The 25,169-nt window shown below is 68.6% G+C and carries 24 protein-coding genes and 1 tRNA gene; 10 read left to right on the forward strand and 15 right to left on the reverse strand.

Going from position 1 to position 25,169, the window contains the following annotated elements; genetic code table 11:
• Positions 1 to 99 precede the first annotated feature (99 nt).
• The 4 genes from RWO82_RS09640 (at position 100) to RWO82_RS09655 (ending at position 3,985) form a co-directional block, all read left to right on the forward strand.
• Positions 100 to 1,305: a YihY/virulence factor BrkB family protein gene (locus RWO82_RS09640; protein WP_314426174.1), complete on the forward strand. Its 1,206-nt coding sequence runs from the start codon at positions 100 to 102 to the stop codon at positions 1,303 to 1,305.
• Between the two features lie 10 nt (positions 1,306 to 1,315).
• Complete coding sequence (locus tag RWO82_RS09645) at positions 1,316 to 2,158, forward strand: exodeoxyribonuclease III (RefSeq protein WP_314426177.1); 843 nt, start codon at positions 1,316 to 1,318, stop codon at positions 2,156 to 2,158.
• A gap of 73 nt (positions 2,159 to 2,231) precedes the next feature.
• The gene (gene trpS / locus RWO82_RS09650) at positions 2,232 to 3,233 is read left to right on the forward strand and encodes a tryptophan--tRNA ligase (protein ID WP_314426228.1); all 1,002 of its coding nucleotides are present in this window, start codon (positions 2,232 to 2,234) and stop codon (positions 3,231 to 3,233) included.
• A gap of 20 nt (positions 3,234 to 3,253) precedes the next feature.
• On the forward strand, positions 3,254 to 3,985 hold the full coding sequence (locus RWO82_RS09655) for a hypothetical protein (protein WP_314426180.1): 732 nt from the start codon (positions 3,254 to 3,256) through the stop codon (positions 3,983 to 3,985).
• A gap of 46 nt (positions 3,986 to 4,031) precedes the next feature.
• On the opposite strand, the gene pth is transcribed toward RWO82_RS09655, so the two are convergent.
• Both pth and RWO82_RS09665 read right to left on the reverse strand, forming a co-directional pair.
• Positions 4,032 to 4,613 (reverse strand): aminoacyl-tRNA hydrolase, encoded by a 582-nt coding sequence (gene pth / locus RWO82_RS09660; protein ID WP_314426183.1) that lies wholly within the window; start codon positions 4,611 to 4,613, stop codon positions 4,032 to 4,034.
• A gap of 115 nt (positions 4,614 to 4,728) precedes the next feature.
• Entirely contained in the window at positions 4,729 to 5,352 is a 624-nt protein-coding gene (locus tag RWO82_RS09665) for a 50S ribosomal protein L25/general stress protein Ctc (RefSeq protein WP_314426185.1), read from the reverse strand.
• Between the two features lie 208 nt (positions 5,353 to 5,560).
• Here RWO82_RS09665 and RWO82_RS09670 point away from each other — a divergent pair, with 208 nt between their 5' ends.
• Complete coding sequence (locus tag RWO82_RS09670; protein WP_201470279.1) at positions 5,561 to 5,698, forward strand: hypothetical protein; 138 nt, start codon at positions 5,561 to 5,563, stop codon at positions 5,696 to 5,698.
• Positions 5,699 to 5,825: 127 nt separating this feature from the next.
• Complete coding sequence (gndA, locus tag RWO82_RS09675; RefSeq protein ID WP_314426187.1) at positions 5,826 to 7,274, forward strand: NADP-dependent phosphogluconate dehydrogenase; 1,449 nt, start codon at positions 5,826 to 5,828, stop codon at positions 7,272 to 7,274.
• A 58-nt stretch (positions 7,275 to 7,332) separates the two neighbouring features.
• Here gndA and RWO82_RS09680 read toward each other — a convergent pair whose 3' ends face one another.
• Complete coding sequence (locus RWO82_RS09680) at positions 7,333 to 8,058, reverse strand: ABC transporter ATP-binding protein (protein WP_314426190.1); 726 nt, start codon at positions 8,056 to 8,058, stop codon at positions 7,333 to 7,335.
• 33 nt (positions 8,059 to 8,091) lie between these two features.
• Complete coding sequence (locus RWO82_RS09685) at positions 8,092 to 9,564, reverse strand: ABC transporter permease (protein WP_314426194.1); 1,473 nt, start codon at positions 9,562 to 9,564, stop codon at positions 8,092 to 8,094.
• Between the two features lie 164 nt (positions 9,565 to 9,728).
• Between RWO82_RS09685 and RWO82_RS09690 the strand changes: the two genes are divergently transcribed.
• On the forward strand, positions 9,729 to 10,457 hold the full coding sequence (locus RWO82_RS09690) for a response regulator transcription factor (protein ID WP_056280043.1): 729 nt from the start codon (positions 9,729 to 9,731) through the stop codon (positions 10,455 to 10,457).
• 26 nt (positions 10,458 to 10,483) lie between these two features.
• The gene (locus tag RWO82_RS09695) at positions 10,484 to 11,971 is read left to right on the forward strand and encodes an ATP-binding protein (protein WP_314426197.1); all 1,488 of its coding nucleotides are present in this window, start codon (positions 10,484 to 10,486) and stop codon (positions 11,969 to 11,971) included.
• A 19-nt stretch (positions 11,972 to 11,990) separates the two neighbouring features.
• Here RWO82_RS09695 and RWO82_RS09700 read toward each other — a convergent pair whose 3' ends face one another.
• The 6 genes from RWO82_RS09700 to RWO82_RS09725 form a co-directional block, all read right to left on the reverse strand.
• A complete protein-coding gene (locus tag RWO82_RS09700; RefSeq protein ID WP_314426200.1) occupies positions 11,991 to 13,565 on the reverse strand; it encodes a flavodoxin reductase in 1,575 nt (524 codons plus the stop codon).
• Between the two features lie 27 nt (positions 13,566 to 13,592).
• Positions 13,593 to 14,447, reverse strand: a complete 855-nt coding sequence (locus RWO82_RS09705) for an FAD:protein FMN transferase (RefSeq protein WP_314426203.1) — start codon at positions 14,445 to 14,447, stop codon at positions 13,593 to 13,595.
• Between the two features lie 17 nt (positions 14,448 to 14,464).
• Positions 14,465 to 14,938, reverse strand: a complete 474-nt coding sequence (locus tag RWO82_RS09710) for an FMN-binding protein (RefSeq protein ID WP_314426206.1) — start codon at positions 14,936 to 14,938, stop codon at positions 14,465 to 14,467.
• 85 nt (positions 14,939 to 15,023) lie between these two features.
• Positions 15,024 to 16,058, reverse strand: coding sequence for a ribose-phosphate diphosphokinase (locus RWO82_RS09715; protein WP_314426208.1), 1,035 nt, complete (start codon positions 16,056 to 16,058; stop codon positions 15,024 to 15,026).
• A gap of 9 nt (positions 16,059 to 16,067) precedes the next feature.
• Positions 16,068 to 17,498, reverse strand: coding sequence for a bifunctional UDP-N-acetylglucosamine diphosphorylase/glucosamine-1-phosphate N-acetyltransferase GlmU (gene glmU / locus RWO82_RS09720; RefSeq protein WP_314426210.1), 1,431 nt, complete (start codon positions 17,496 to 17,498; stop codon positions 16,068 to 16,070).
• Position 17,499: 1 nt separating this feature from the next.
• Positions 17,500 to 17,571 (reverse strand) — tRNA-Gln (locus tag RWO82_RS09725).
• 72 nt (positions 17,572 to 17,643) lie between these two features.
• On the opposite strand from RWO82_RS09725, the gene RWO82_RS09730 reads away from it, so the two are divergent.
• Both RWO82_RS09730 and RWO82_RS09735 read left to right on the forward strand, forming a co-directional pair.
• A complete protein-coding gene (locus RWO82_RS09730; protein ID WP_194763559.1) occupies positions 17,644 to 18,138 on the forward strand; it encodes a MarR family winged helix-turn-helix transcriptional regulator in 495 nt (164 codons plus the stop codon).
• An 18-nt stretch (positions 18,139 to 18,156) separates the two neighbouring features.
• Positions 18,157 to 19,080 (forward strand): pseudouridine synthase, encoded by a 924-nt coding sequence (locus tag RWO82_RS09735; RefSeq protein WP_314426214.1) that lies wholly within the window; start codon positions 18,157 to 18,159, stop codon positions 19,078 to 19,080.
• An 87-nt stretch (positions 19,081 to 19,167) separates the two neighbouring features.
• On the opposite strand, the gene RWO82_RS09740 is transcribed toward RWO82_RS09735, so the two are convergent.
• From RWO82_RS09740 to RWO82_RS09760, 5 genes are all read right to left on the reverse strand, one after another.
• Positions 19,168 to 19,827, reverse strand: a complete 660-nt coding sequence (locus tag RWO82_RS09740) for a methionine ABC transporter permease (RefSeq protein WP_314426216.1) — start codon at positions 19,825 to 19,827, stop codon at positions 19,168 to 19,170.
• Positions 19,827 to 20,870 carry a methionine ABC transporter ATP-binding protein gene (locus RWO82_RS09745; RefSeq protein ID WP_314426219.1) on the reverse strand — a complete coding sequence of 348 codons (1,044 nt, stop codon included), beginning with the start codon at positions 20,868 to 20,870 and terminating at the stop codon, positions 19,827 to 19,829. Before RWO82_RS09745 ends, RWO82_RS09740 begins: the two co-directional genes overlap by 1 nt.
• Before the next feature lie 101 nt (positions 20,871 to 20,971).
• Positions 20,972 to 21,892: a MetQ/NlpA family ABC transporter substrate-binding protein gene (locus RWO82_RS09750; protein WP_314426221.1), complete on the reverse strand. Its 921-nt coding sequence runs from the start codon at positions 21,890 to 21,892 to the stop codon at positions 20,972 to 20,974.
• Positions 21,893 to 21,984: 92 nt separating this feature from the next.
• Positions 21,985 to 23,796, reverse strand: a complete 1,812-nt coding sequence (locus RWO82_RS09755; RefSeq protein WP_314426223.1) for a Na+/H+ antiporter — start codon at positions 23,794 to 23,796, stop codon at positions 21,985 to 21,987.
• A gap of 123 nt (positions 23,797 to 23,919) precedes the next feature.
• Positions 23,920 to 25,169, reverse strand: a 1,250-nt coding sequence (locus RWO82_RS09760; RefSeq protein ID WP_314426225.1) for an ATP-binding cassette domain-containing protein, incomplete at its 5' end; no start/stop codon positions are given.

Here is a 25,169-nt window from a genome sequence, read left to right on the forward strand (position 1 = left end):
CGCGGGGGCGGGGCCGGCCCCGCCCTGACCTCGGCGGCCCCCGGGGGGGGGCCCCCCGGCGCCGCCCCGCCCTTCTGCACGCTTGGATAAGGTGAAGACGTGTCAGCTCGCGATTCCGCCGAATCAGAGGCCGGCCGTCTCGATGCGGCGGTCGAACGCGCGACCGAGCTGACCAAGCGCACGCTGGGTCTGTTCCCGGTGCGCGTCTGGCGTCACTTCCTCCAGCACAACGGCTTCCTGCTCGCGGCGGGGGTGAGCTATCAGGCGCTGTTCGCCATCTTCGCGGCGATCTACCTCGCCTTCGCCATCACCGGTCTGTGGCTGGGGGGAAGCGCCGAAGCGGTCGACGGACTGATCGACATCATCAACAGCTACGTCCCGAATCTCATCCTGGAACAGGGCGGAGTCTTCACGCCCGCACAGGTGCAGGAGATCGCGGCGAACACGACCGGCGTGCTCAGCGTCACCGGACTGATCGCGCTCGGCACCGTGATCTGGACGGCCATCGGCTGGGTGACCTTCTCGCGGCGTGCGACGAGGGACATCTTCGGCCTTCCGCCCGACCTGCGCAGCTACGTCCTCCTGAAGGCGCGCGATCTGCTGGCCGCGCTCCTCTTCGGCGTCTCGTTGATCGTCGGCTCGCTGCTCAGCTCTGCGAGCGCGGCGGCGCTGAGCTGGATCCTCGGGATGCTCGGATGGGGATCGGCGCTCGACGGCCTGACCAGCATCCGCATCGGCACGGTGCTGGTGTCGTTCGGGATCCTGTCCGCGGCACTCGCCGCCATGGTGCGATTCCTGACGGGCACGTCGCTGCAGTGGCGCGTGATCTGGCCCGGTGCCCTGCTCGGCGGCGGCGCCATGACGATCCTGCAGTTCGGTGTGGGCTTCCTGCTGAGCTACACGCCGTCGAATCCTCTGCTGGCGACCTTCGCGATCTTCGTCGGTCTTCTCCTGTGGTTCCGCGTCAACGGGGTGGTAATGCTCGTGGCCTCTTCGTGGATAGCGGTGGCCGCGCAGGATCGCGACCTCCCCCTGCTGCCGCAGACCGATGCCCAGCGCCGCGCCGCCGAGCACGAGACGCTCGTGCGGGCTGCGCGGATCCGCCTGCGCGAGGCGCAGGCGGATCGCGACTCCGCGCCGTGGTACCGCGCATGGCCGGCCCAGAGGGCCGTGCGAGCCGCCGAGGCGGAGCTCGCGCACCTCGAGGCCTCCGCTCCCCCGCCGCCGGAGACCCCGACACCCCTCACGCAGCGCCTGCTGTCGGATCTGCAGCGCGCGTCTCGGGATGTCGGCGGCCCTCGTTAGGCTGGAGGACATGCCTCATCTGCGTATCGCCTCGGTCAATGTCAACGGAATCCGAGCGGCGGCTCGCAACGGCATGAGCACCTGGCTCGACGCCGCAGACGTCGACATCCTGACACTGCAGGAGGTCCGCGGCCAGGACGAGCATCTCGAGGCTGCACTCCCCGGGTGGACGTTCGTTCACGACGAGGCCACGGCCAAGGGGCGCGCCGGCGTCGCGATCGCCAGCCGTTTCCCGGCGCTCGCCTCACGCACGGACTTCGGTCCCGACGACTTCGACTCGAAGGGTCGCTGGATCGAAGCCGACTTCCTGATCGGCGATCGACCGCTCACCGTCGTCAGCGCGTACGTGCACAGCGGTGAGGCCGACACCCCCAAGCAGGACGAGAAGTGGAAGTTCCTCGACGCCTTCGAGAGTCGGCTCGCCGAGCTGGGCGCCGACGACTCATCTCTTGCCCTGGTCACGGGCGACCTCAACGTCGGCCATCGTGAGCTCGACATCAAGAACTGGCGCGGCAACCGGAAGAAGGCCGGCTTCCTGCCTCGCGAGCGCGCCTACTTCGACCGCTTCCTCGGTGCACGAGGCGACACGGTCGAGGGCGCCGACGGCTCGACGGGCTCGGGACTCGGATGGGTCGACGTCGGACGCGCATTCCACGGCGAGGTGGAGGGACCCTACACCTGGTGGTCGATGCGCGGGAAGGCTTTCGACAACGACTCCGGATGGCGCATCGACTATCACCTGGCCACCCCTGCGCTCGCACAGCGCGCGACCGCGTACCACGTCGCACGCGCGGTGGCGTATGACCAGCGGTGGAGCGACCACGCGCCGGTCGTGGTCGACTACACCTACTGACGGCGAGGGGCGGTCGACGGCGGACCGTCGGCGGGATCACCCGCAGTCCCCGCCCCATAGGATTGAGAGCGTGATGAAACCACGTCTCTACTCAGGAATGCAGCCCTCCGCCGACTCGCTGCAGATCGGCAACTACATCGGGGCCCTCCTGCAGTGGCGTGACCTGCAGAGCTCCTACGACGCCTACTTCTCGGTCGTCGACCTGCACGCGCTCACGGTCGCTCAGAACCCGGCGGAGCTGCGGGAAAAGACCCGTCGCACGGCCGCCCAATACATCGCCGCAGGCATCGAACCGGCGAAGTCCACTCTCTACGTGCAGTCGCACGTGCGCGCACACGCCGAGCTCGCCTGGATCCTGTCGACCATCACGGGCTTCGGCGAGGCCGGTCGCATGACCCAGTTCAAGGACAAGTCGGCGCGCTACGGCGCAGACGCCACGAGCGTGGGTCTGTTCACGTACCCGGTGCTCATGGCCGCCGACATCCTGCTCTACCAGACCGATGTCGTTCCGGTCGGCGACGACCAGAAGCAGCACGTCGAGCTCACGCGCGACCTCGCCGAGCGCTTCAACTCGCGCTTCGGCGAGACCTTCGTCGTTCCTCGCCCTGTGATCCAGAAGGACACCGCGCGCATCTACGACCTGCAGAGCCCCACGTCGAAGATGTCGAAGTCGGCCGAGAGCGACGCCGGCGTGCTGTGGATGCTCGACGACCCGGCCAAGTCGGCGAAGAAGATCATGCGCGCGGTGACCGACAACGAGGGCTCGGTGCGCTTCGACCGTGAGAACAAGCCCGGCGTCTCCAATCTGCTCACGATCTACGCGGCGCTCACCGGTCGCCAGATCGGCGCGATCGAAGACGAGTACGCCGGCCGCGGCTACGGCGATTTCAAGAAGGGTCTCGCCGAGGTCGTCGTCGCAGAGTTCGAGCCGGTGCGTGCGCGCGCTCTCGAGCTTCTCGACGACCCCGCCGAGCTCGACCGCATCCTCGCGGCCAATGCGGCACGGGCCGACGAGGTCGCGGACGCGACCCTCACCGCGGTGTACGACCGCGTCGGACTGCTTCGTCGCGTCTGACAGCGGCCTAGGATGGGGGCGTGACTGATCCGCAGCTGCCCCCGTCCGGAGCCGTTCCCGCGAGCCCTCCTCCCCCGGCGGGTCAGCCTCCGATCGCACCTCCGCCGTATGTCGGGCCACCGCCCGCCGGCGCGTTCCCCCCTCCCGCGCAGCCGTCTCCCGCGCAGCCGTCTCCCGCGGCGCCGCCCATCGCTCCGCCGTACGCCGGCGCACCCGGATACCCGGGCGACCGGGCGCAGGGAGCGTACCCGGGTGTGCAGGCACCCGCCCCGTCGGTTCCCGTCCCTCAGGCGGCCCCGCCGGGCGCCTACCAGGTGCCTGTCGGAGGCTATGCGACACCTGCGGGCACGTACGAGCTGAGGCCGCCTGTGCGCGAGAAGGGATCCGCCCTGCTCGGCATCGTGGCGCTGGTTCTGGCGATCGTGGCCGCCGCTGTGATCCCCGTCATCGGAGGCATCGCAGGATTCGAGATCGGCTCTCGTCTTCCCGGTGGACTCGACACCAGCGCACCCGACGTCCTGACGGTCCTCTCCCCCGCCCGGGAGCAGGTGCTGTGGGCGGAGATCGCGTTCTGGACGGGAACGGTCCTCGGCATCGCCGCCATCGTCATGGGGATCATCGCGATCCGCAAGAAGCAGGGGCGCGGCGCCGGGATCGCCGCGATCGTCGTGGCGGCGATCGGCCCGATCATCTTCTGGATCGGGCTCGTCTTCGCGCTGTCGGTGGGTACGGCGTCCGGCTTCATGCCCTGATCGTCGCCACTCCGATCACGGCCCACGGCGTCAGCCGCGGCGCAGCTCAGCGCGGCGCGTGGTGCTTCTGCTGAGCCGCCAGCAGCCCCTCCGCGACGAGGAGCTCGACCGCGTCGGCAGCATCGGAGACGAGGATCGGCAGGTTCGCCCGCTCGTCCTTGCCGAACGGCGAGAGCACCCAGTCCGCGGGATCCTGCCGGCCGACCGGTCGGCCGATGCCGACGCGCACGCGCGGGAACTCGGGCGTGGCGATCGCTCGGGCGATGTCTCGCACCCCGTTGTGTCCGCCGTGTCCCCCGCCGATCTTGAGCTTGACGGTGTCGAAAGGGATGTCGAGCTCATCGTGCACGACCACGATGCGTTCTGCGGGCACCGAGTAGAACTTCGCGAGCGCGGCGACGGGCGTTCCGGAGACGTTCATGAACGTGTTCGGCTTGGCGAGCACGATCTTGTCGCCTCCGGGGCGAAGCCATGTCTCGATGACTCGCGCGCCGCCCTTGTGCTCGCGGAACCTCTCGGAGCGTCGGGCTGCGAGTTCGTCGATCACCATCTGACCGACGTTGTGCCTCGTGGCCTCGTATCGCGGGCCCGGATTGCCGAGCCCCACCACCAGCCAGGTGGATGCCATGCGGTCGTCCTCTCGGGTTCGGGTCTTGCGGCCCGGGTCAGAATACGACAGAGGGGGCGCGATGTGCTCGCGCCCCCTCTGTGATGCAGTCAGCTGAGTGCTGCGCCGGCGGAGATCACTCCGCGGCGTCCTCCTGAGCGGCCTCTGCCTCGGTCTCGCCCTCGGCGGGCTCCTCGGCGGTGGTGTCGGTCTCGAGGTCGAGCACCGGCACCGAGATCGCGACCACGAGAACCTCGGGGTCGGTCAGCAGGGTCGAGCCCTTCGGCAGCACCACGTCGGCCGCCGTGATGTGGGCGCCCTCTTCGAGCCCCTCGACCGAGACCTCGATGTTCTGCGGGATGTGCGTCGCCTCTGCCTCGATCGACAGCGTGGTCGCGTCGAGGTTCGCGATGGTTCCGGCGAACGACTCACCGGTGACGATGAGCGGAACGTCGATCGTGACCTTCTCGCCCTTCTTCACGACGAGCAGGTCGATGTGCTCGATGATCTGGTGCACGGGGTCCTTCTGGACGTCCTTGACCAGCGCGAGGTGGTCCGTGCCGTCGATGTCGAGCTCGAGCAGGGCGTTCGCACGACGGATGATGAGCGAGACCTGGTGGCCCGGCAGCGCGACGTGCACGGGCTCGGTGCCGTGACCGTACAGGACGGCGGGGATCTTGCCGGCGGCGCGGAGGCGACGGGCGAAGCCCTTGCCGAAGTTCTCGCGAAGCTCGGCCTGGACCTTGGTGTCTTCAGACATGGGGTTCTCCTTCGGGGCACGCAGCGAGCAGCCGCGCGGTGGTCTATGGAACAGCTCTCGAACGCAGACACGTGAAAGAAGCCACCGGGCTTGCTTCGCCGCGTCGATAACGGATTCGCGCGCACGCGCGCTCATCCCTCGCCGAGGTACTCCCTTCATGGTACCCGATGACCCGTTAGGCTGAAGACACCGTTCCCTCTCGCAGAACATGGAGTTCCTCATGCTCGACGGCGTCTTCTTCTCCCACGCGATCGCCTGGCTCATCGGAGCCATGACGCTCTGCGCCGCCGTCGCCACGTTCGGAGCCCTCTTCTCCCTCGGCCGCTCGGGCTACCGCAAGGACTGACCCCCGTTCCCTGATCGCTCAACCTGCGGCTCCTCGTCGGCCGTGCTCGGCCGTCACACGCGACCTCGCTCCCGAGCACGCGCGATATCCTGAGAGCATCCCCTTCTTCTCGATCTAGGAGCCATCTGTGCCCGAAGCATCAGCGAACATCGGAGTCGTCGGACTCGCCGTCATGGGTTCGAACCTCGCCCGCAACCTCGCCAGCCGCGAGGGCAACACGGTGGCGATCTTCAACCGCAGCTACGAGAAGACCGAGACGCTCGTCTCCGAGCATCCTGAAGCGGGGTTCATCCCGGCCCAGACCTATCGCGAGTTCGCGGACTCGCTGCAGAAGCCGCGCACGGCGATCATCATGGTCAAGGCCGGTGGCCCGACCGACGCCGTGATCGACTCCCTCGTCGAGGTCTTCGAGCCGGGCGACATCATCGTCGACGGCGGCAACGCCTACTTCCCCGACACGATCCGCCGCGAGAAGGCTGTCCGCGAGACCGGCATCAACTTCGTCGGCGCCGGCATCTCGGGCGGCGAGGAGGGCGCGCTCACCGGTCCGTCGATCATGCCCGGCGGCTCGGACGAGTCGTGGATCACCCTCGGCCCGATCCTCAAGTCCATCGCGGCGGTCGCCGAGGGCGAGCCCTGCGTCACGCACGTCGGCCACGACGGAGCCGGGCACTTCGTGAAGATGGTGCACAACGGCATCGAGTACGCCGACATGCAGCTGATCGCCGAGGCCTACGACCTCATCCGCCGCGGCACGGGCAAGTCCCCCGCGGAGATCGCGGAGATCTTCGCCGAGTGGAACAAGGGCGAGCTCGAGTCGTACCTGATCGAGATCACCGCAGAGGTGCTGCGCCAGGTGGATGCCGAGACGGGCAAGCCGCTCGTCGACGTGATCCTCGACCAGGCCGGCGCCAAGGGCACCGGCGCCTGGACGGTGCAGACCGCCCTCTCTCTCGGCGTTCCCGTCTCGGGCATCGCCGAGGCCACGTTCGCCCGCTCGCTGTCGTCGCACCCGGAGCAGCGCGAGGTCGCCGGCTCGCTCCCCGGTCCCGACGAGGCCTTCACCGTCGCAGACGAGGCCGCATTCATCGAGGACGTCCGTCTCGCGCTCTACGCCTCGAAGATCGTGGCGTACTCGCAGGGCTTCGACGAGATCCGCGCCGGCGCCGCCGAATACGGCTGGAACATCGACCTCGGCGCGATCTCGAAGATCTGGCGGGGTGGGTGCATCATCCGCGCGCAGTTCCTCAACCGCATCGCCGACGCATACGCCGAGACCCCCGATCTTCCCGTGCTGCTGACGGCTCCGTACTTCACCGAGGCGATCACGCGCGCCCAGGCCGCGTGGCGTCGCGTCGTGGTCGCGGCCGCACAGGCGGGCATCCCTGCGCCGGCGTTCTCGTCGTCGCTGTCGTACTACGACGGCATCCGCGCCGACCGTCTCCCCGCCGCACTCGTGCAGGGTCAGCGCGACTTCTTCGGCGCGCACACCTACAAGCGCATCGACAAGCCCGGCACGTTCCACACGCAGTGGTCGGGCGACCGCACCGAGATCGAGGCCGAGGACACGCACTGAGCGCTCTCTGACGCATGACGAAGGCCCCGGCGGGTTCCGCCGGGGCCTTCGTCATGTCTCATCGGGTGATGTCCTGCACCGTGCCCTTCGCGAGCCGCAGCCGCCGAGTCGCCCGCCGAGCCACGGCCGAGTCGTGCGTGACGACGACCATGGTGATGCCCTCGGCGCACAGCCCTTCGAGCAGCGTCAGGATCTCGTCCCTCATGCTCTCGTCGAGGTTGCCCGTCGGTTCGTCTGCGAGCAGCACTCGCGGCCGTTTGACGATCGCCCGCGCGATGGCCACCCGCTGCTGCTGGCCGCCGGAGAGTTCGGTGGGCAGGTGGTCACCGCGGTCGGCGAGGCCGACGTGGGCGAGAGCCTCGACGACCCGAGCCGATCGCTCGGCGCGGCCGAGATCCATCGGCTCGAGAGCCATGTCCACGTTCTCTGCCGCCGTGAGCGTCGGGATCAGGTTGAAGCCCTGGAAGACGAAACCGATCTCCTCGGCACGGATGCGACTCAACTCGCGGGCCGACGCCGCGGCGAGCTCGATCTCGCCGAGCATCAGCGACCCCGACGACGGCCTGTCCAGCGCCCCGAGCATCTGCAGCAGAGTCGATTTGCCGCCGCCGGTCGGCCCCTGGATCGTGACGAACTCCCCGGGATGGATCGTCAGGTCGACGCCGATGAGCGCCTTCACCACCCTCCCCTTCTGCCGGTAGGTGCGGGTGACGTTCTGAGCACGGTACAGCGGAGCCGTGGCGTCGGTTCCGTCTGCTGCGGGGGCGATGTCTGCGATGGTCATGATTCTCTCCTTGTCTGTGATGTCGGATCGGGGTCAGGCGACGGACCGCAGGGCCTCGGCCGGGCTGAGGCGCGCGGCCCGCCATCCGCCGAAGGCGCCCGCCACGAGGCCGCCGAGCACGGCCAGGCCCACGGCCGCGACCAGGACCCACGGGGTGAACGGCGCCTGCAGCACGATGTCGGCCGCCTGCGGGGTCTGGAACATCCCGCCACCTCCGGCGGGACCGCCGCCCATGCCGCCGGGACCGCCGTCGGCGCCGGTCGCGGATGCTGCGGCGACGGTCGGCTTCACGAGGTTGATCACGACGATCCCGGCGATCCCGAGGACGAGTCCTCCGACTCCGCCGATCAGTCCCTGCACCATCGACTCTCCGGCGACCTGGCGCACCACTCGCCCGTTCGACCAGCCGATCGCCTTGAGGGTTCCGAACTCGCGGGTCCGACGGGAGACGCCCGAGAGCGTCAACAGCACGGACAGCAGCACGGCCACCGCGAGCACGATGATCGACAGCCAGGTACCGAGGTTCGTGATGAGCGACGTGGCACTCGACAGAGACCCCGAGACGGTCGAGGCGAGCTCGGCCTGCGACGTGATCGTCGCATCGGGCAGCTCGTCCGCGAGGACCGCCTGCACCGCCTCGATCGACGATGCGGACTCGGCCTGCACGTAGACCGTGGAGACGATGTCTCCGGCTCCGGAGAGCTCTCGGGCGGTGTCGAGGGGCAGGTACACATCGGCCGCGGTGTCCGCGGAACCGGATGTGGATGCCACGATGCCGACGACCTCGACGTCGGAGCCCGCGACGTCGATCGAGCCGCCGGCGGCGATCTCGTTCGTGGTCGCATAGGTCGCGTCGACCAGGGCGACGAGCGCCGCGGAGTCGTCGGCGTCGAGAGCCCGGCCGTCGGTGATCGCGACGGAGGCGAGCGGACCGACGGAGGTCGCGGCGGGGTCGATGCCGAGAACCGTGAACGAGTCGACGCCGAAGGAGCCGCCGCCGCCGCCGTCCGGGCCGCCCTGCGGAGGGGCCTGCCCCTCGCTCGGAGCAGCGTCCTCGGTCGTACCTTCCTGCTCCCCGAAGCCGCCGCTCGGCAGCTCGCCCGAGAACGTCGAGTGGGTGAGGCTGAGCGCCGCGGCTGCAGCGGTGACCCCGTCCGTCGACGTGACGGTGTCGAGCACCGAGGCGTCGAGCGTGCCCCGCATGACGTCGGTCATCAGCGTCGACCGGCTCAGTGTCGTCGAGTCGCCCTCCGTCACGCCGTCATCCGCACCGAAGTCGAAGCGCTGCCCTCCGCCCTCCCCCGGTTCGGCCGCGGCACCCGTGACCGTGAGGTCGGTGCCGACGCCGTAGACGGATTCCAGCGCCTGCGCCTGCGCGTCGCGCACGCCCGCCGTGAGCGCGTTCACCATGATCACCAGCGCGATGGCGATCGCGAGCCCGATCGCCACGATCGTCGTCTGCTTCTTGCGGCCCGCCACCTCGCGCCGCAGATATGTCCCGTACATGCATCTCCTTCCGTCGCGCCGATCGCGAGCCGATGACGACGCTAAGGAGACGACTTTGGGGGAATCGAGGGAGCACCGATGAGAAGGCTATGCGTGCTCGTTCTCCCAGGGCACGCATAGCTGTTTCCATAGAAACCCCATAGGAGATTCCGCAGAATGTACTCATGAGCACCGATCTCCCCGAACTGCGCCGCCCCGACGGCTCGCCCCTGCGCATCCTTGCCGTCGACGATGAGCAGATGCTCACCGATCTGCTCGCGATGGCGCTGCGGATGGAGGGCTGGGAGGTGCGCACGGCGTCGTCCGGCCTGGAGGCTCTGCAGGTCGCGCGCGAATTCGAGCCCGACGCGCTCGTGCTCGACATCATGATGCCCGACCTCGACGGCATGGCGGTCCTGCGTCGACTGCGTGAGTCGGGCAGCCTCGTGCCGGTGCTCTTCCTCACCGCGAAGGATGCCGTGGGCGACCGGGTCGCGGGCCTCACCGCGGGGGGCGACGACTACGTCACCAAGCCGTTCAGCCTCGAAGAGGTCATCGCGCGACTGCGCGCCATCATCCGCCGTACCGGGCACGCCACGGCCGACGACGGACAGTCGATCCTCCGCGTCGCCGACCTCACGCTCAACGAGGACAGCCATGAGGTCATGCGCGACGGCACCGAGATCGAGCTCACCGCGACCGAGTTCGAACTGCTCCGGTATCTCATGCGCAATGAGCGACGGGTGCTCTCGAAGGCGCAGATCCTCGACCGGGTGTGGAGCTACGACTTCGGCGGCAAGTCCTCGGTGGTCGAGCTGTACATCTCGTACCTGCGCAAGAAGATCGACGCCGGACGGACCCCGCTGCTGCACACCGTGCGAGGCGTCGGATACATGATCAAGGCTCCTCAGTGAGCACCCCGAGGATGGCCGGGCGCCCCATGAGCCTGCAGACACGGCTGATGACAGCCGTGATCGGCTTCGTCTCGCTCATCCTCGTGATCGTCGCCGTGATCACCAGCGCGCTGCTCGGCGGGACGCTCGAACAGCAGCTCCAGGACAAGGTGATGAACTACTCCGGCCAGGTCACCCAGACGGTCGGCAGCGTGCCGGCGAAGTACGCCGACGTCGACGCCATCTTCGAAGGACAGGGGTCGCGGGTTCCTCCCGGCATCCTGATGGCGGTCTCGAGCACCGCGGGCGGCACCAGCGGGATCGTGTTCCCCGACACGAAGGGCGAGCTGAGCGGCGTGTCGCAGCCGCTGACGAGCGCTGATCTCGAGCGGATCGATGCAGCGCTCGACGGCCGCCGCGTGGGCACGGTCACTCTCGACGACTTCGGCTCCTACCTCGTGGTCGTGCAACAGGCGCCCAACGGCGTGAACGTCGTCACCGGGCTCCCGCGCACCGACATCCAGAATCAGCTGACGACCCTTCTGACCGTCATCGTGCTGGCGACCCTCGGCGGGCTGATCCTTCTCGCGCTGACGACCGCGATCACCATCAGGGTCGGTCTCCGGCCGCTGCGGGCTGTCGCCGCCACGGCCACGCGAGTCGCGAACCAGCCTCTCGATCGCGGTGAGGTGCAGATCACCGAGCGGGTGCCGGCGGCCGAAGCGGACCCGCGCACCGAGACGGGCCTCGTGGGTGCGTCTCTGAACACGCTGCTCGACCACGTGAACGCCTCACTGGCCGCGCGCCAGAAGAACGAGGAGCGGATGCGGCGGTTCGTCGCCGACGCCAGTCATGAGCTGCGCACGCCGCTGTCGTCGATCCGCGGATACTCGGAGCTGTCGCTGCGCGCCCTGAAGCAGCAGGGCACCGAGGCTGCGATCGAGGGCACGACCACGTCGCTCGAGCGCATCCAGGCCCAGTCGCTGCGGATGACCCGCCTCGTCGAGGACCTGCTGCTGCTGGCGCGCCTCGACGAGGGACGCGAGCTCGTTCACGGCACCGTCGACCTCACGCAGCTGGCTCTCGAAGGGATCTCCGACGCCCGACCCACGGCCGTGGATCATCACTGGAACGTCGAGGTCCCCGATGAGCCGATCGTGATCATGGGCGATGCGGGGCGCCTGCATCAGGTCGTGGCGAACCTGCTCGCGAACGCCCGCACGCACACACCAGCGGGAACATCGATCACCCTGCGTGTGGCCCGACAGGGCGACGATGCCATCATCAGCGTGCACGACGACGGCCCGGGCATCGATCCGGCCGTGCGAGACGAGCTCTTCGCCCGCTTCGCCCGCGGTGACAGCTCGCGCGCCCGGCAGACCGGAGGCACGGGACTCGGACTCGCCATCGCCAAGGCGATCGTGGAAGGGCACGGTGGCGAGATCTCCGTGACGAGCACGCCGGGCGACACGACCTTCGCCGTCCGACTGCCGCTCACTCCGGCCGCAGGCGTCGACGCGCAGCCCTCGGCCTAGACCGGGGGCGTGCGCGCCGTCAGTACCCGGCGAACGCGTCGGTCGTGAGAGAGCGTGCCTTCCGCAGCGCAGGAGCGAGGTCCGCGATCAACCGCGGAGGACCCGAGATGTACGCGTGCCGCGAGGCGAGGTCGGGCACGAAGCGCTCGAGCTCGGCGGCGTCGAGCCGCGCGCCCTGCGCCCATGACCAGTGATCCGCAAGACCGCTCGGCTCGTCACGGGTGAAGACGATGACGCGCGCACCGGTCGCGGCGATCTCGTCGCGGAATGCGAGCTCCGAGCTGTCCGAGGCCACGTAGACGAGCACGACGTCGCGGTGCTGTCCTGTCGCCTTCAGCTGGCGCAGCTGGGACACGAACGGAGTGACTCCGATGCCTGCGGCCACCATCAGCACGGGGGTCTCGGATCGCGGCAGGAGGAAGTCGCCCCAGGTGCCGGTGACGGCCAGGGTCGCGCCGGGTTCGGCGGCCGCGAGCGCCCGCTTGTAGCTCGACGGGTGCTTCTGGTCCCCGTCCTTGTACGCGATGCGCAGCGTGGGCAGGTCCGCCGGTGCAGAGACGATGCTGAACTCGCGCCGGGTGCCGCGCGCGTCGGGCCGACCGTGCGGCACGTCGAGCTCCAGATACTGCCCGGCGAGGAAGCGCACCTTCCCCTTCGCGCGGAAGGTGAGTTCCTGCGCGGTCGGAGTGATGAGCCGCCTCTTCTCGAGGACGAGCCGCACGGAACCCCGCACGGAGAAGGCGAACGCGAGGAGGTTCCCGATCAGCAGGGCACGCTCCTGGCCGAGGGTGAAGAGTCCGCCGACCGCGATGGGCCACCCGGCGAGGACGCCGACCAGCGCAGCGACGGAGAACTGCTGCCAGCGGCGCGGGGGCAGTGTCAGCGGCTCGGAGAGCATGAAGGCGCCCAGGAACAGGAAGGGCGACTGCAGCAGGGCGAACGACAGGGCGGATGCGAGGTCGAAGTCGATCGAGAACTCCTGAGCCTGCACGGCCTGCCTCAGCACCGACACGGCGACGGCGATGACGAGGAACGTCGCCACGACGCGCACCTTCTCGGTGCGCCAGAGCACGACGAGACCGAGCACCAGCACGGGCACGAACAACGACGGTGTGCCGACCCACCACGACGACGACGTGCCCAGCCACTCGAACGCGCCGAAGGATCCGAGGATCGACACGACGGCTGCCCCGAATGCTGCGGGGTTGAGGATATGCCGTCCGCGCCACACGATCAGATACTTCGACATGCTCGCCACCGCCCCCGCGATCGCGAGGCCGAGCATCGCCAGGGGCTCGGTGCCCGGGCGCAGCACGAAGAGCAGGATCAGCGCGGTGACGAGCGAGGACTCGATCCGCCAGGGCAGCCGCAGCACGCGTTGCGCGAGGGCGTCCGAGATCGAGATCACGAGAGCCAGGATCGCGAACGACGCCAGAATCTCGAGGGGCGTCGGCGACACGATGACGCGCAGCGAAGAGAGCACGACCGCGATGACCGCCAGCGCGAGCAACGAGAAGAGCACGAGGCGATACATCGAGATGGCGCCGAGGAGCGCGAGAACGCGTTGCCGCATGGTGGTGAGGGAGGTGATCACTGTTCGACTCTTCCGTATCTCCGCGCGTCAGCGGCGTGTGAACAATTCAGCGGGACACCCGGGCGAGCGCTCGACGCGGCCGTCCGTCGTCATCCGGACCCAGTGCACGTCCCACGATGCGGCGAGTTCCGGGCCGCCGTCGAAGAACAGGGCGGTGGCCACGGCGTCCGCCCGCATCGCATCGGTCGACATCGCCCATGTGGCCGCCCAGGTGCGCACCGGCACGCCTGTGCGCGCGTCGAGCACGTGGTGGAGGCCGTCACCCCACGCCCTGCGGTTGACGGCCGATGCGCACAGCGCGGCGTCCTGCAGCTCCACGACGCCGATGGCTTTGGTGGGATCGTACGGATGCTCGAGGCCCACGCGCACGGCGGACCCGCGAGCGCGCATGTCTCCCCCGGCATCCACCAGGAGATCGCCGGGCACATCGCGCAGGGCGTCCATGACGAGGTCGACGAGACGCCCCTTGCCGAGCGCACCGACATCGATCAGGGAGGGCTCGGACGCCGTCGCCTCCCGCTCCGTCCACCGGATGCGGTCGGTCCACCCGTGCGGAGCCACGAGCGGCGCCCCTGCGACGAGCGTGTAGTCCGCGTCGTATCCGAGCGCTTCGAGGCTCTCGCCCACGAGCGGATTCACCGCTCCCGCTGTCGCGCGGGACAGCTCACGATAGGCGTCGAGCATCGCTCCGGCGTCGCTCGACGAGATCGTGCCGCCCGCGCGACTCATCGCGATCACCGAGGAGTCGTCGCGGAACCGCGACCACTCGCGGTCGAACCGATCGATCTCTGCGTCGACGAGCTCCCGCTCCGCAGACCGCAACTCGTGCGCGGTCTCGATCTCCCAGCGGGTGCCGATCGCGTCGAAACGCCAGATCGCCATGGTGCCGGCTCAGGCGCCTACGCGGCGGCCTGCTCCTTGATCGCGTCGACGGCCTTGTTGAACCCGCCGCTGGTGAGCGAGGAACCCGCCACCTTGCTGACGTCGATCTCGTCGAGGGACTTGCCCACGACCTCATCGGAGATCCCGTCGATGAACTGTCCCTGGTACTGCTCGCTCTCGCGGGCCTGAGGGTCGCCCGTCACCTCGACGTCGGTCACCAGACCATCGGCGATCGTGAGCGTCACGGAGATCTCCTCCACGGTCTCCGGCGTCTTGTACGACCCGTCGGCGGTGTAGGTGCCGTCGGCGTACTCCCCCGACGCCGACGAGCCGGAGCCCGTGTCCGTGGTCGAGCCGGTGCTCGAGGAGTCACCCGTCGACGTGTCCTCGGCGTCAGCCGTGCCCGAGCATCCGGCGAGCACGAGGAGTCCGGCGACGCCGGCGATGGCTGCTCCCTTGCGGAGCGGAGTCGGTACAGTCGTGCGGATCATGATGGTCCTCCCGGCTTTGATCGGTGTGTTGATTCGACCGTAGGTACAGCATCTATGTGCGCGCTGTGTCCGATGTGTGCGTCGCCTACGCGTCTCCGCCGAACATGCTCGTCACGGATCCGTCCTCGAACACCTCGTGGATGGCGCGAGCCAGCATCGGGGCGATCGGGAGCACGGTGAGCGTGTCCCAGCGGCGCGACTCGGTCAGCGGGATCGTGTCGGTGATGACGACCTCGTCGATCGACGCGTCCTGCAGCCGCTCGGATGCCGGGTCGCTGAAGATCGCATGGGTCGCTGCGACGATCACGCGGTGCGCTCCGTTGGCCTTGAGCGCCTGAGCGGCCTTCACGATGGTCCCACCGGTGTCGATCATGTCGTCGACGAGGAGACACGTGCGGCCCTCGACCGCTCCGACGATCTCGTGCACCGAGACCTGGTTGGCGACCTTCGGGTCGCGACGCTTGTGGATGATCGCCAGCGGGGCGCCGAGGCTGTCCGACCAGGTGTCGGCCACGCGCACGCGGCCCATGTCGGGCGACACCACGGTGAGGATCTCGCGATCGGCCGGGCTGAGCGTGCGCTCGAAATGTTCGAGCAGCACGGGCTTGGCGAACAGGTGGTCGACGGGGCCGTCGAAGAAGCCCTGGATCTGCGCGGCGTGCAGGTCGACGCTCATGACGCGGTCGGCGCCGGCCGTCTTGAGGAGGTCGGCGACGAGACGGGCGCTGATCGGCTCGCGGCCGCGGCCCTTCTTGTCCTGACGCGAATACGGATAGTACGGAGCGACGACCGTGATGCGCTTGGCCGACGCGCGCTTCGCGGCGTCGATCATGATGAGCGTCTCCATGAGCCACTCGTTGACCGGCTCACCGAAGGTCTGGATGAGGAAGAGGTCGCAGCCTCGGATCGACACCTCGAACCGTGCGTAGATCTCGCCCGATGCGAACGTGCGGTGCTCGGTCGGAACGACCTCGGTGCCGAGTGCGGCCGCCACGGCTGCAGTCAGCTCGGGGTGCGAACGCCCGCCGGCCACGACGAGCCGCTTCTTCGTCTTGGCGACCAGTCCCGGTGCGATGCCGTTGTCCCGGTCCAGATCGACCGTCTTCTTCTTGCGCGCCATCGTTTTCGCCTATTCCGCCACTCGCGATCGGGCTGCGGCATCTGCCGCACCCGTGCCTGCCCTGTTCTTCTCGACCCAACCCTCGATGTTGCGCTGAGGGGCGACGCTCATGGCAAGAGAGCCGGCGGGCACGTCCTTGCGGACCACGGCGCCGGCACCTGTCTTGGCGCCAGCTCCCAGCCTAACGGGCGCGACGAGGGTCGTGTGCGACCCCGTGTGCACCTCGTCCTCCACGACGGTGCGGTGCTTGTTCACGTCGTCGTAATTCGCGGTGATGGTGCTGGCGCCGAGGTTGACGCCGCGTCCGATGGTCGCGTCGCCGACGTACGACAGATGCGGGACCTTGCTGCCCTCGCCGATCTCGGCGTTCTTGGTCTCGACGTAGGCGCCGATCTTGCCGCGCGCGCCCAGCACGGTGCCCGGTCGCAGGAACGAGAACGGACCGACCGTGGCCTCGGCGCCGATCACGGCGAACGACGCGTCGGTGCGGCGGACGATCGCATCCTCCCCCACCTCGCAGCCGACGAGAGTCGTGTCGGGGCCGATGATCGCGCCCTCGGCGATCGTCGTCGCCCGCAGGATGTGGGTGTTGGGCAAAACGGTGACGTCGGGAGCGAGCGAGGCATCGTCGTCGATCCACGTGGTGGCCGGGTCGATCACGGTCACGCCTTCGCGCTGCCAGTGCCGAACGATGCGGTCGTTCAGCACACGCCCGGCCTCCGCGAGCTGGATGCGGTCGTTGATGCCGAACGTCGATGCGGTGTCGGCGGCGACCTCGGCGGCGACCGGACGATCGGCCGCCCGGAGCAGCTCGATCACGGTGGTGAGGTACATCTCGCCCTGCGCGTTGTCCTGAGTGACCCGCGCCAGCTGGGTGCGCAGCTCGCCCGCGCGGAACACATACACGCCTGCGTTGATCTCGGTCACGGCCGCCTCGTCGTCCGTGGCGTCCTTCTGCTCCACGATGCGCTGCACGGTGCCGTCGGAGTCGCGGATCACCCGGCCGTAGCCCCGGGGGTCGTCGAGGTGCGCGGTGAGCAGGGTGGCCGCGGCGGACACGGCGCGGTGCCCGTCGACGAGAGCCCGCAGCGTGTCGACCTCGAGCAGCGGCACATCGCCGGAGAGCACGAGCACGTCGCCGTCGAAGTCCTCGGGGAGCCGGTCGATCGCGACCTGCACGGCGCGACCTGTGCCGGGCACATCGTCCTGATCGACGAACACGGCGTCGGGATAGTCTTCCGTCAGCGCGGCGACGACCTGGTCGCGTTCGTGACGCACCACGACCTCGATGTGATCGGCACCCAGTCGCGTCGCGGTGGTCAGCACATGACCGACCAGCGGGCGCCCTCCGATCGGATGCAGCACCTTCGGCAGGCGCGAGCGCATGCGCGTCCCCTGCCCCGCGGCGAGGACGATGATGGCGAGCTTGTTCCCAGTCATGCTCCGCCGCCAGGACTCGAACCTAGACCTAACAGCTCCAAAGGCTGTCGTGCTGCCATTACACCACGGCGGACCACGGCCCCCGAAGGAGCCGCGATCTCAAGTCTGCCACGTCCGCATACGTGCCACCGGCGATAATGGACGGATGACTGAGGCGGATGAGGTTGACCGGATCGTCGGCGCCTGGAACACGCAGCGCCCCGACCTCGACTTCTCACCCCTCGAGGTGCTGTCGCGAATGGACCGCCTGACGCGCCTGCTCGACCGTGCGCGACGCGACGTGTTCCGCCGGAGCGACCTGGAGGCCTGGGAGTGGGACGTGCTTTCGGCACTGCGCAGAGCGGGCACCCCGTTCCAGCTCTCCCCCAAGCAGCTGCTGCAGCAGACCCTGGTGTCGAGCGGCACCATGACCAACCGCATCGATCGATTGGTCGGCCGCCGCTTCGTGCGACGCGAGGCCGACCCGGCCGACGGTCGCAGCGTGCTCGTGACCCTCACGGACGACGGGCGGATCAGGGTGGATGCGGCGATCACCCGGCTCGTCGATGTCGAGGCGGAACTGCTCAAGGCGCTCTCCCGCGGCGATCGCGACCGCCTGGCCGCGCTGCTGCGCAAGCTGAGCCTGAGCTTCGACGCGTGAGGGTCTGACACCGTGGGCATGCTCTCTCCTCTTCCCGTGCGCGACGGCGTGGGTGCGACGCGGCTGCATGTGCCGATGAGCGGCGACTGGCCGACCGTGGGCGCCTACATGATCGACCGCTTCTTCCACCTCGACCCCGAGGGGCTGCTCGCGCGCTTCGATCGCGGCGAGATCGTCGCCCGCGACGGCACCCCCCTCGCGCGGGACACTCCCCTGGGCGTCGAGGAGTTCATCTGGTACTACCGAGACCCGCCCGTCGAGACCCGGCTGCCCGTCGAGATCGAGATCCTCCACCAGGATGACGACCTGGTGGTGATCGACAAGCCCCACTTCCTGCCGACGATCCCCGGCGGGAAGTTCCTGCAGAACTCCGCGCTGATCAGGCTGCGCAACCTGCTCGGCAACGACGAGCTCGCACCGATTCATCGGCTGGACAGGGCGACGGCGGGCGTGCTGATGTTCTCGGCGCGCCCGGCCACGAGAGGGCCCTATCAACTGCTGTTCGAGACCCGTCAGGTGCAGAAGGTGTACGAGGCGGTGTCGGCTCGACCGGCTGACTGGGACCCGTCGCGCTTCCCGCTCGTCTACCGCAACCACATCGTGAAGCTCCGCAACGAGCTGAAGGTGCAGGTCGACGACGAGCGCGAGCCGAATACCGAGACGCTGATCGACGTGCTCCACCACGACGAGCACGTCGTGCACACGCTGCTGCATCCGCACAGCGGCAAGATGCATCAGCTCAGGGTGCATCTCGCGGCGCTGGGTCTCGGCATCCTGAACGACCCGTTCTACCCCGAGCTGTGCGGCGAGAGGCCCGACGACTTCGAGAACCCGATGCAGTTGCTCGCGCGCGAGCTCCGGTTCATCGACCCGCTGAGCGATCGCGAACGCACGTTCACGACAGGCCTCTCTCTGCGATACGCGCCGTCGTCGGGCGCCTGAGCCGACCAGACCGTCGTCGACGCACGAGACCCATGCGTGGAGCATGGGCCTCGTGGGCCCGGGCGGGCCCCCGACGCGATGGGCGCCTCAGCGCCGCATGATCTTGCGCGCGAGGCGCGTGCCGAGCATCTGCACCAGGTGCACGAAGACCACGATGAGGATGATCGCCGCCCACATCACGAGCGGCTCGAACTGCCGGAAGCCGTAGATCTGGGCGAAGGCACCGAGCCCGCCGCCCCCGATCAGTCCGGCCATGGCCGTCATGTCGATGAGCGCGACGACGATGAACGTGTAGCCGAGGATGAGCGGTCCGAGGGACTCGGGTATGGCGACGGTGAACAGGATGCGCCACGGGCCCGCCCCCATCGCGCGCGCGGCCTCGATGACTCCGGGCGACACGGAGACGAGGTGCTGCTCGACGATGCGACCGATCGCGAACGCCGCCGCGAGGCCGATGATGAAGGCGCCTGCGGTCGTGCCGATCCCGGTTCCCACCACCACGCGCGCGAACGGCTGAGCCACCGCCATGAAGATCACGAACGGGATCGGGCGGAAGAAGTTGACCGCGAGATTCGCGATGACCGAGACCGGCTTGTTCTGGGCGAGACCGCCGGGACGCGTGACGTAGAGGATGACACCGATCGCCAGGCCGAGGATGCCGCCGAGCACGAGCGCGAACGACGTCATGTACAGGGTCTCGAGGGCGGCCTTCCAGAATTCGGGCCACAGTTCGTTCAGACGGTCCATCAGCGCGCCTCCTCTCCGGCGATCTCGGTGACGTCGACTCGCTCGGCTATCGCGGCGAGTGTGCGGTCGATCGCGGCGTCGTCGCCTCGGATCGCGAGCGTGAGGTGGCCGAAGGCGCGACCCCTGATGTCGTTGATGCCGCCGTACACGAGCTCGAAGTCCAGCCCGGCGCCGGCGAGGTCGAGGAAGACCTGCGCCTGGGACGAGTCGCCGTCCCGGAACGAGAAGGTGACGAGACGGCCCTGGTGCCGGTCGCGCAGCACCGACAGCTCCGCCGGAGTCGGGATGCCCTTGACGACCGTACCGACGAACCGCTGCGAGGCAGGGTTCTGCGGGGCGGAGAACACGTCGAACACGTCGCCCTGCTCGATGACCCGGCCGTTCTCCATCACGGCGACCTTGGTCGCGATGGTCTGGATGACGTCCATCTCATGCGTGATCACCACGATCGTCACGCCCTGCTCCTGGTTGACCCGCTTGAGCAGATCGAGCACTTCATGGGTGGTCTGCGGGTCGAGCGCGCTCGTGGCCTCGTCGGCGAGGAGGATCGCGGGGCCGGTGGCGAGAGCGCGGGCGATGCCGACGCGCTGCTTCTGCCCGCCGGACAGCTGCTCGGGATATGCCTTCGCCTTGTCGGAGAGACCCACGAAACTGAGCAGTTCGGTGACCCGCTCCTCGATGTCCGCCTTCGACCAGCCGGCCAGCTTGAGCGGATAGGCGATGTTCGCCTTGACGCTGCGGGACGCGAACAGGTTGAACTGCTGGAAGATCATGCCGATGCCGCCGCGGACCGCGCGCAGCTCGCTCTCGCGCAGGGCGGTCACGTCGACCCCGTCGACGAGGATCGATCCGGCGGTCGCCGGCTCGAGCGCGTTGATCAGGCGCACCAGCGTCGACTTGCCGGCACCGGAGTATCCGATGATCCCGAAGACGTCGCCCTTCTCGATGTCGAGGGTGACGTCATCCACGGCGATCACCTCCCTGTCTCCAGGGGTGCGGGCGGGGTATGCCTTCGACACGTTGGTCAGGCTCACGATGGGCATGTCTGCTGCTCCGGTCTGCTTCGGGAACGAAGAATCGGGTGACGCACGGAGCGCCACCCGATTCTCTCGCATGCGGATGAGAGGTTCCCCTCTCAGCGCAGTCACTTCTGTGCTTCGGTGTCCTTCTGGACCTTCTCCAGCGACGACACGAGGTCTTCGACGGGGGTCTGGAGCGGCACCGCGGTGTCGCCCGACGACTCGAGCAGACCAGCCTGGACGTCTTCGTTCGTCTGGAAGATCTCGACGAGCTTGAGGTACGTCTCGTTGTCGGCCTCGTCGGCGCGGGCCGCGAAGATGTTGACGTACGGAAGCGCGTTGGGGTCTTCGGGGTCGTCCTGCGCGATCGCGTCGTCGAACGTCAGACCCGCGTCCTCGACGAAGTCGTTGTTGATGATCGCGGCGGCCACATCAGGAAGCGACGTCGGGATGAGCGCGGCCTCGAGGGCCGTGACCTTGACCTTGGACTTACCGGTGTCGACGTCGGCGACGTCGGAGAAGATGGTGCCACCGCTCTTGAGCTCGATCAGGCCTGCGGACTGCAGCACGAGGAGGGCACGCGCCTGGTTGGACGCGTCATCCGGGACGGCGACGGTCTCGCCCTCGGGGATGCTGTCGACGTCGTCGTACTTCTTCGAGTACAGACCGAGCGGGTAGATCGCGGTCGAACCGATCGGCGTGAGGTCGGATCCCGAGTTCACGTTGTAGTCGGCCAGGTACACGATGTGCTGGAACTGGTTGAGGTCGATCTCGCCCTCGGTCAGCGCGGGGTTCGGCTGCTCGTAGGAGCCGAAGTCGACGAGCTCGACCGTGATGCCCTCGTCAGCCGCTGCCTCGACGAACGGCGCCCACTGTGCGTCTCCCTTGCCGACGACGCCGACCTTGACGGTCTCGTCGCCGGATCCTCCGTCACCGGAGCCGGCGTCGGAGGATGCGGTCGCGCAGCCTGAGAGCGCGACGAAGAGCGGGACCGCGGCGAGCGCGGCGATGACGGATGTGGTCCGACGGGATGCTGTGATGGACATGAGTGTTCGGGGTTCCTCTCTTGGGGGACTCGAATACGTTAGGCAGGGCGACGCGGTGCGCGACAATCGAGCGTCACAGAGCGTCACAGCTCTCAGTCGTAATCCTCGATGCCCTGCAGCCGCACCTGCTCGAGGTCGAGGCGAGCCGAGATGCGACGGACCACGAGGTCGTCGACCGTGCCGTCTCGACGCAACCCCAGCAGCACCTCGCGCTTGCGATCGATCAGGGCGAGCTTCAGGCGCGTGTGCTCCTCGTGCCGGAGCAGCGGCGACCGCTGCATCACATCGACGTCGGCCGACGTGGCGAGCATCTGCAGCGTCCTGACCTCGCCCTCCGCATCCTCGCCGTCGACGGTGTCCGCATCGCCGACGATGGGCAGGCGCAGACGGCTCGACGCGGCATCGACGCCCCCGGCATCCGAGCCACCGCCGATCGTCTCGCGACCGTCACCGAGGGGGTCGGGCTCGTCGAGCATCGCATCCAGGGCCCGGGCTTCGGCGTCGACGATCGCCTGCTCGCGTGCGAGCGCCCGTGCGTTGGAGAACTCGAGCATCTGGTAGCCCTCGGCGCGGACCTTGTCTCTGACCTCCTGGCCGACCGCGTGCTCGATCGCGAGGTCGTCGAGGGCTGCCAGCGCGGCACCAGAGATGGTCCGCTCGGCGAGCTCGTACTCCTCGTCCTCCCTGTGGTCGACGGGGAACCGCGCCCAGCGCACGATCGCCGGCAGCAGTGGGCCCTGCACGAGCAGGCTGAGCAGGATCACGCCCGCGGTGACGAAGACGATCTCGTCTCGGCCGGCGATCTCGCCCTCGGTCGCGCTCGCGACCGGCACCGACAGCGCGATCGCGAGGGAGACGGCACCCCTCATGCCCGCGACCGTGGACACCGCCATCGACCGCGCCTTCGCGCCGCGGGACGGGAGTGCCGGGTTCCTTCGCTGGAACGGCGCGTTCATCAGCTGGAAGAGGTACCTGACCACGAGCAGAGTCGCCCAGACCGCGAGGGTGATCAGCACGAGACGGCCGATCGCCGCCGCCGAGATCTCATGCGCGACGAACTGCACCTCGAGGCCGATGAGCACGAACAGCGCCCCGTTGAGGAGGAAGACCCCGAACGGCCAGGCGGCGTCGGCCTGCCGGCGCGACGAGGCCGTCGTCACCCGCGGCGAGACGTAGGCGACGATGAGGCCCGCGACCACGACGGCGAGGACACCGGACGCGTGCACGATCTCGGCGAGCAGGAAGGCGCTGAACGGGATGAGCAGGAGCGCGACGTTGATGACGATCGTCGACGAGGTGCGGCGCAGCAGCAGATAGCCGAGGGCCGCGATCACGACACCGGCCGCGATGCCTCCGGCGTATGAGGTGAGCACCGACATCGTGACGGTCAGCGGCGTGATGTTGCCGCCGAGAGCCAGGGAGACGGCGATGGCGTAGAGCACGAGCGCGGTGCCGTCGTTCGTGAGGCTCTCGGCCTTGAGCTTCATGAACATGCGTCGGGGCAGCAGCCGACCGAGCGCGGCCACGGCCGTCGCGTCCGGCGGAGCCACCGCGGCCCCGAGGATCAGAGCGGTCTCCCACGGCATCCCGAACAGCAGCCCGATCCCCGCGACGGCGAACGCGGATGCCACGACGAGCACCGTGCTCATGGGCAGGATGTAACGGAAGTCGCGACGGATCGACCGCAGCGAGGTCGTCAGGCTCTCCCAGAAGAGCATCACGGGGAGGAACAGCAGCAGCACGGTCTCCGGCGGCAGCTGGATCTCACGCAGCTGCGGGACGAACCCGAGCAGCAGTCCGAAGATCACGAGCACGAGCGGCAGTGCGAGCCGCACGCGCGGCGCGATCAGCGTGCCCACGAGGATCGTCAGTCCGATCAGGACGGTGACCTCGAGTCCTTCCATCTGAACCTCCCGGATACCGCAGGATCATGCTGTGCGATAACTGTCGGTATCGAACCCCGCCCAGAGCACAGCGCATCGCACCGTCCCCGTATTCCCGCGAGACCCGACCGGCGCGGCCTTGCGTCAGTCGAGCTCCTCGGTCAGTTCGAACCAGCGCAGCTCGAGCTCCTCGATCTCCGCCTGCTGGTCGCTGATCGCCTTCATCTTCTCGCCGAGACCCGCGAAGTCCGCCTGGTCATGGTCTGCCAGAGCGGTCTTCGCCTTGTCGACCTGCTGCGTGAGCTTCTGGATACGGCGCTCCAGCGACGAGACCTCCTTCTGAGCGGCGCGCAACGCGGCACCGTCGAGGCTGGAGGCCTTCTTCTCCGTGTTGACGGCCGTCTGCGACCTGCCGGGCGCCGAGGTCTGCAGCTGGCGCAGGCGCAGATACTCGTCGACCCCTCCGGGCAGATGCCGCAGGTGTCCGTCGAGGATCGCGAACTGCTGGTCGGTGACGCGCTCGAGGAAGTACCGGTCGTGGCTGACCACGAGCAGGGTGCCCGACCACGAGTCGAGAAGGTCTTCGATCGCCGCTAGCATGTCGGTGTCGAGATCGTTGGTCGGCTCATCGAGGATCAGCACGTTGGGCTGATCGAGGAGCACGAGCAACAGCTGGAGGCGACGCTGCTGACCACCGGAGAGGTCCTTCACCGGGGTCGAGAGCTGCGCGGAGTCGAAGCCCAGGCGCTCGAGCAGTTGTCCGGGCGTGAGCTCCTGCGCCTTGGATCCTGCACCCATCGTGTACGAGGTGCGCAGACGCGAGATCACGACGCGCACCGGCTCGCGCCTCACATCCTCCAGTTCGTCGAGGCGCTGGGTGAGCGTCTTGACCTTCACTGTCGTGCCGCGCTTCACGCGCCCGACGGTCGGCTCGACGGTGCCCGAGATGAGTCCGAGAAGTGTCGACTTGCCGGCGCCGTTGACGCCGAGGATGCCGGTGCGCTCCCCCGGCGCGATGCGCCACTCGACATCGCGCAGCACCTCGCGCGTGCCACCGTCGGCCGTCGGATACGTGACGCCCACATCGAGAAGGTCGACGACGTCTTTCCCGAGGCGTGACACGGCGAGCGACTGCAGTGAGATCTTGTCGCGGATCTCGGGCACGTCGGCGATCAGCTCGTTGGCGGCGTCGATGCGGAACTTGGGCTTCGCGGTGCGCGCAGGAGCACCGCGCCGCAGCCAGGCGAGCTCCTTCTTGGCGAGGTTCTGACGCTTGGCCTCGGTCGCGGCGGCCATGCGGTCGCGTTCGACGCGCTGCAGGATGTAGGCCGCGTAGCCTCCCTCGAAGGGCTCGACGATGCGGTCGTGCACCTCCCAGGTCTCGGTGCAGATCT

Source organism: uncultured Microbacterium sp. (assembly GCF_963521645.1).
Classification (GTDB): Bacteria; Actinomycetota; Actinomycetes; order Actinomycetales; family Microbacteriaceae; genus Microbacterium.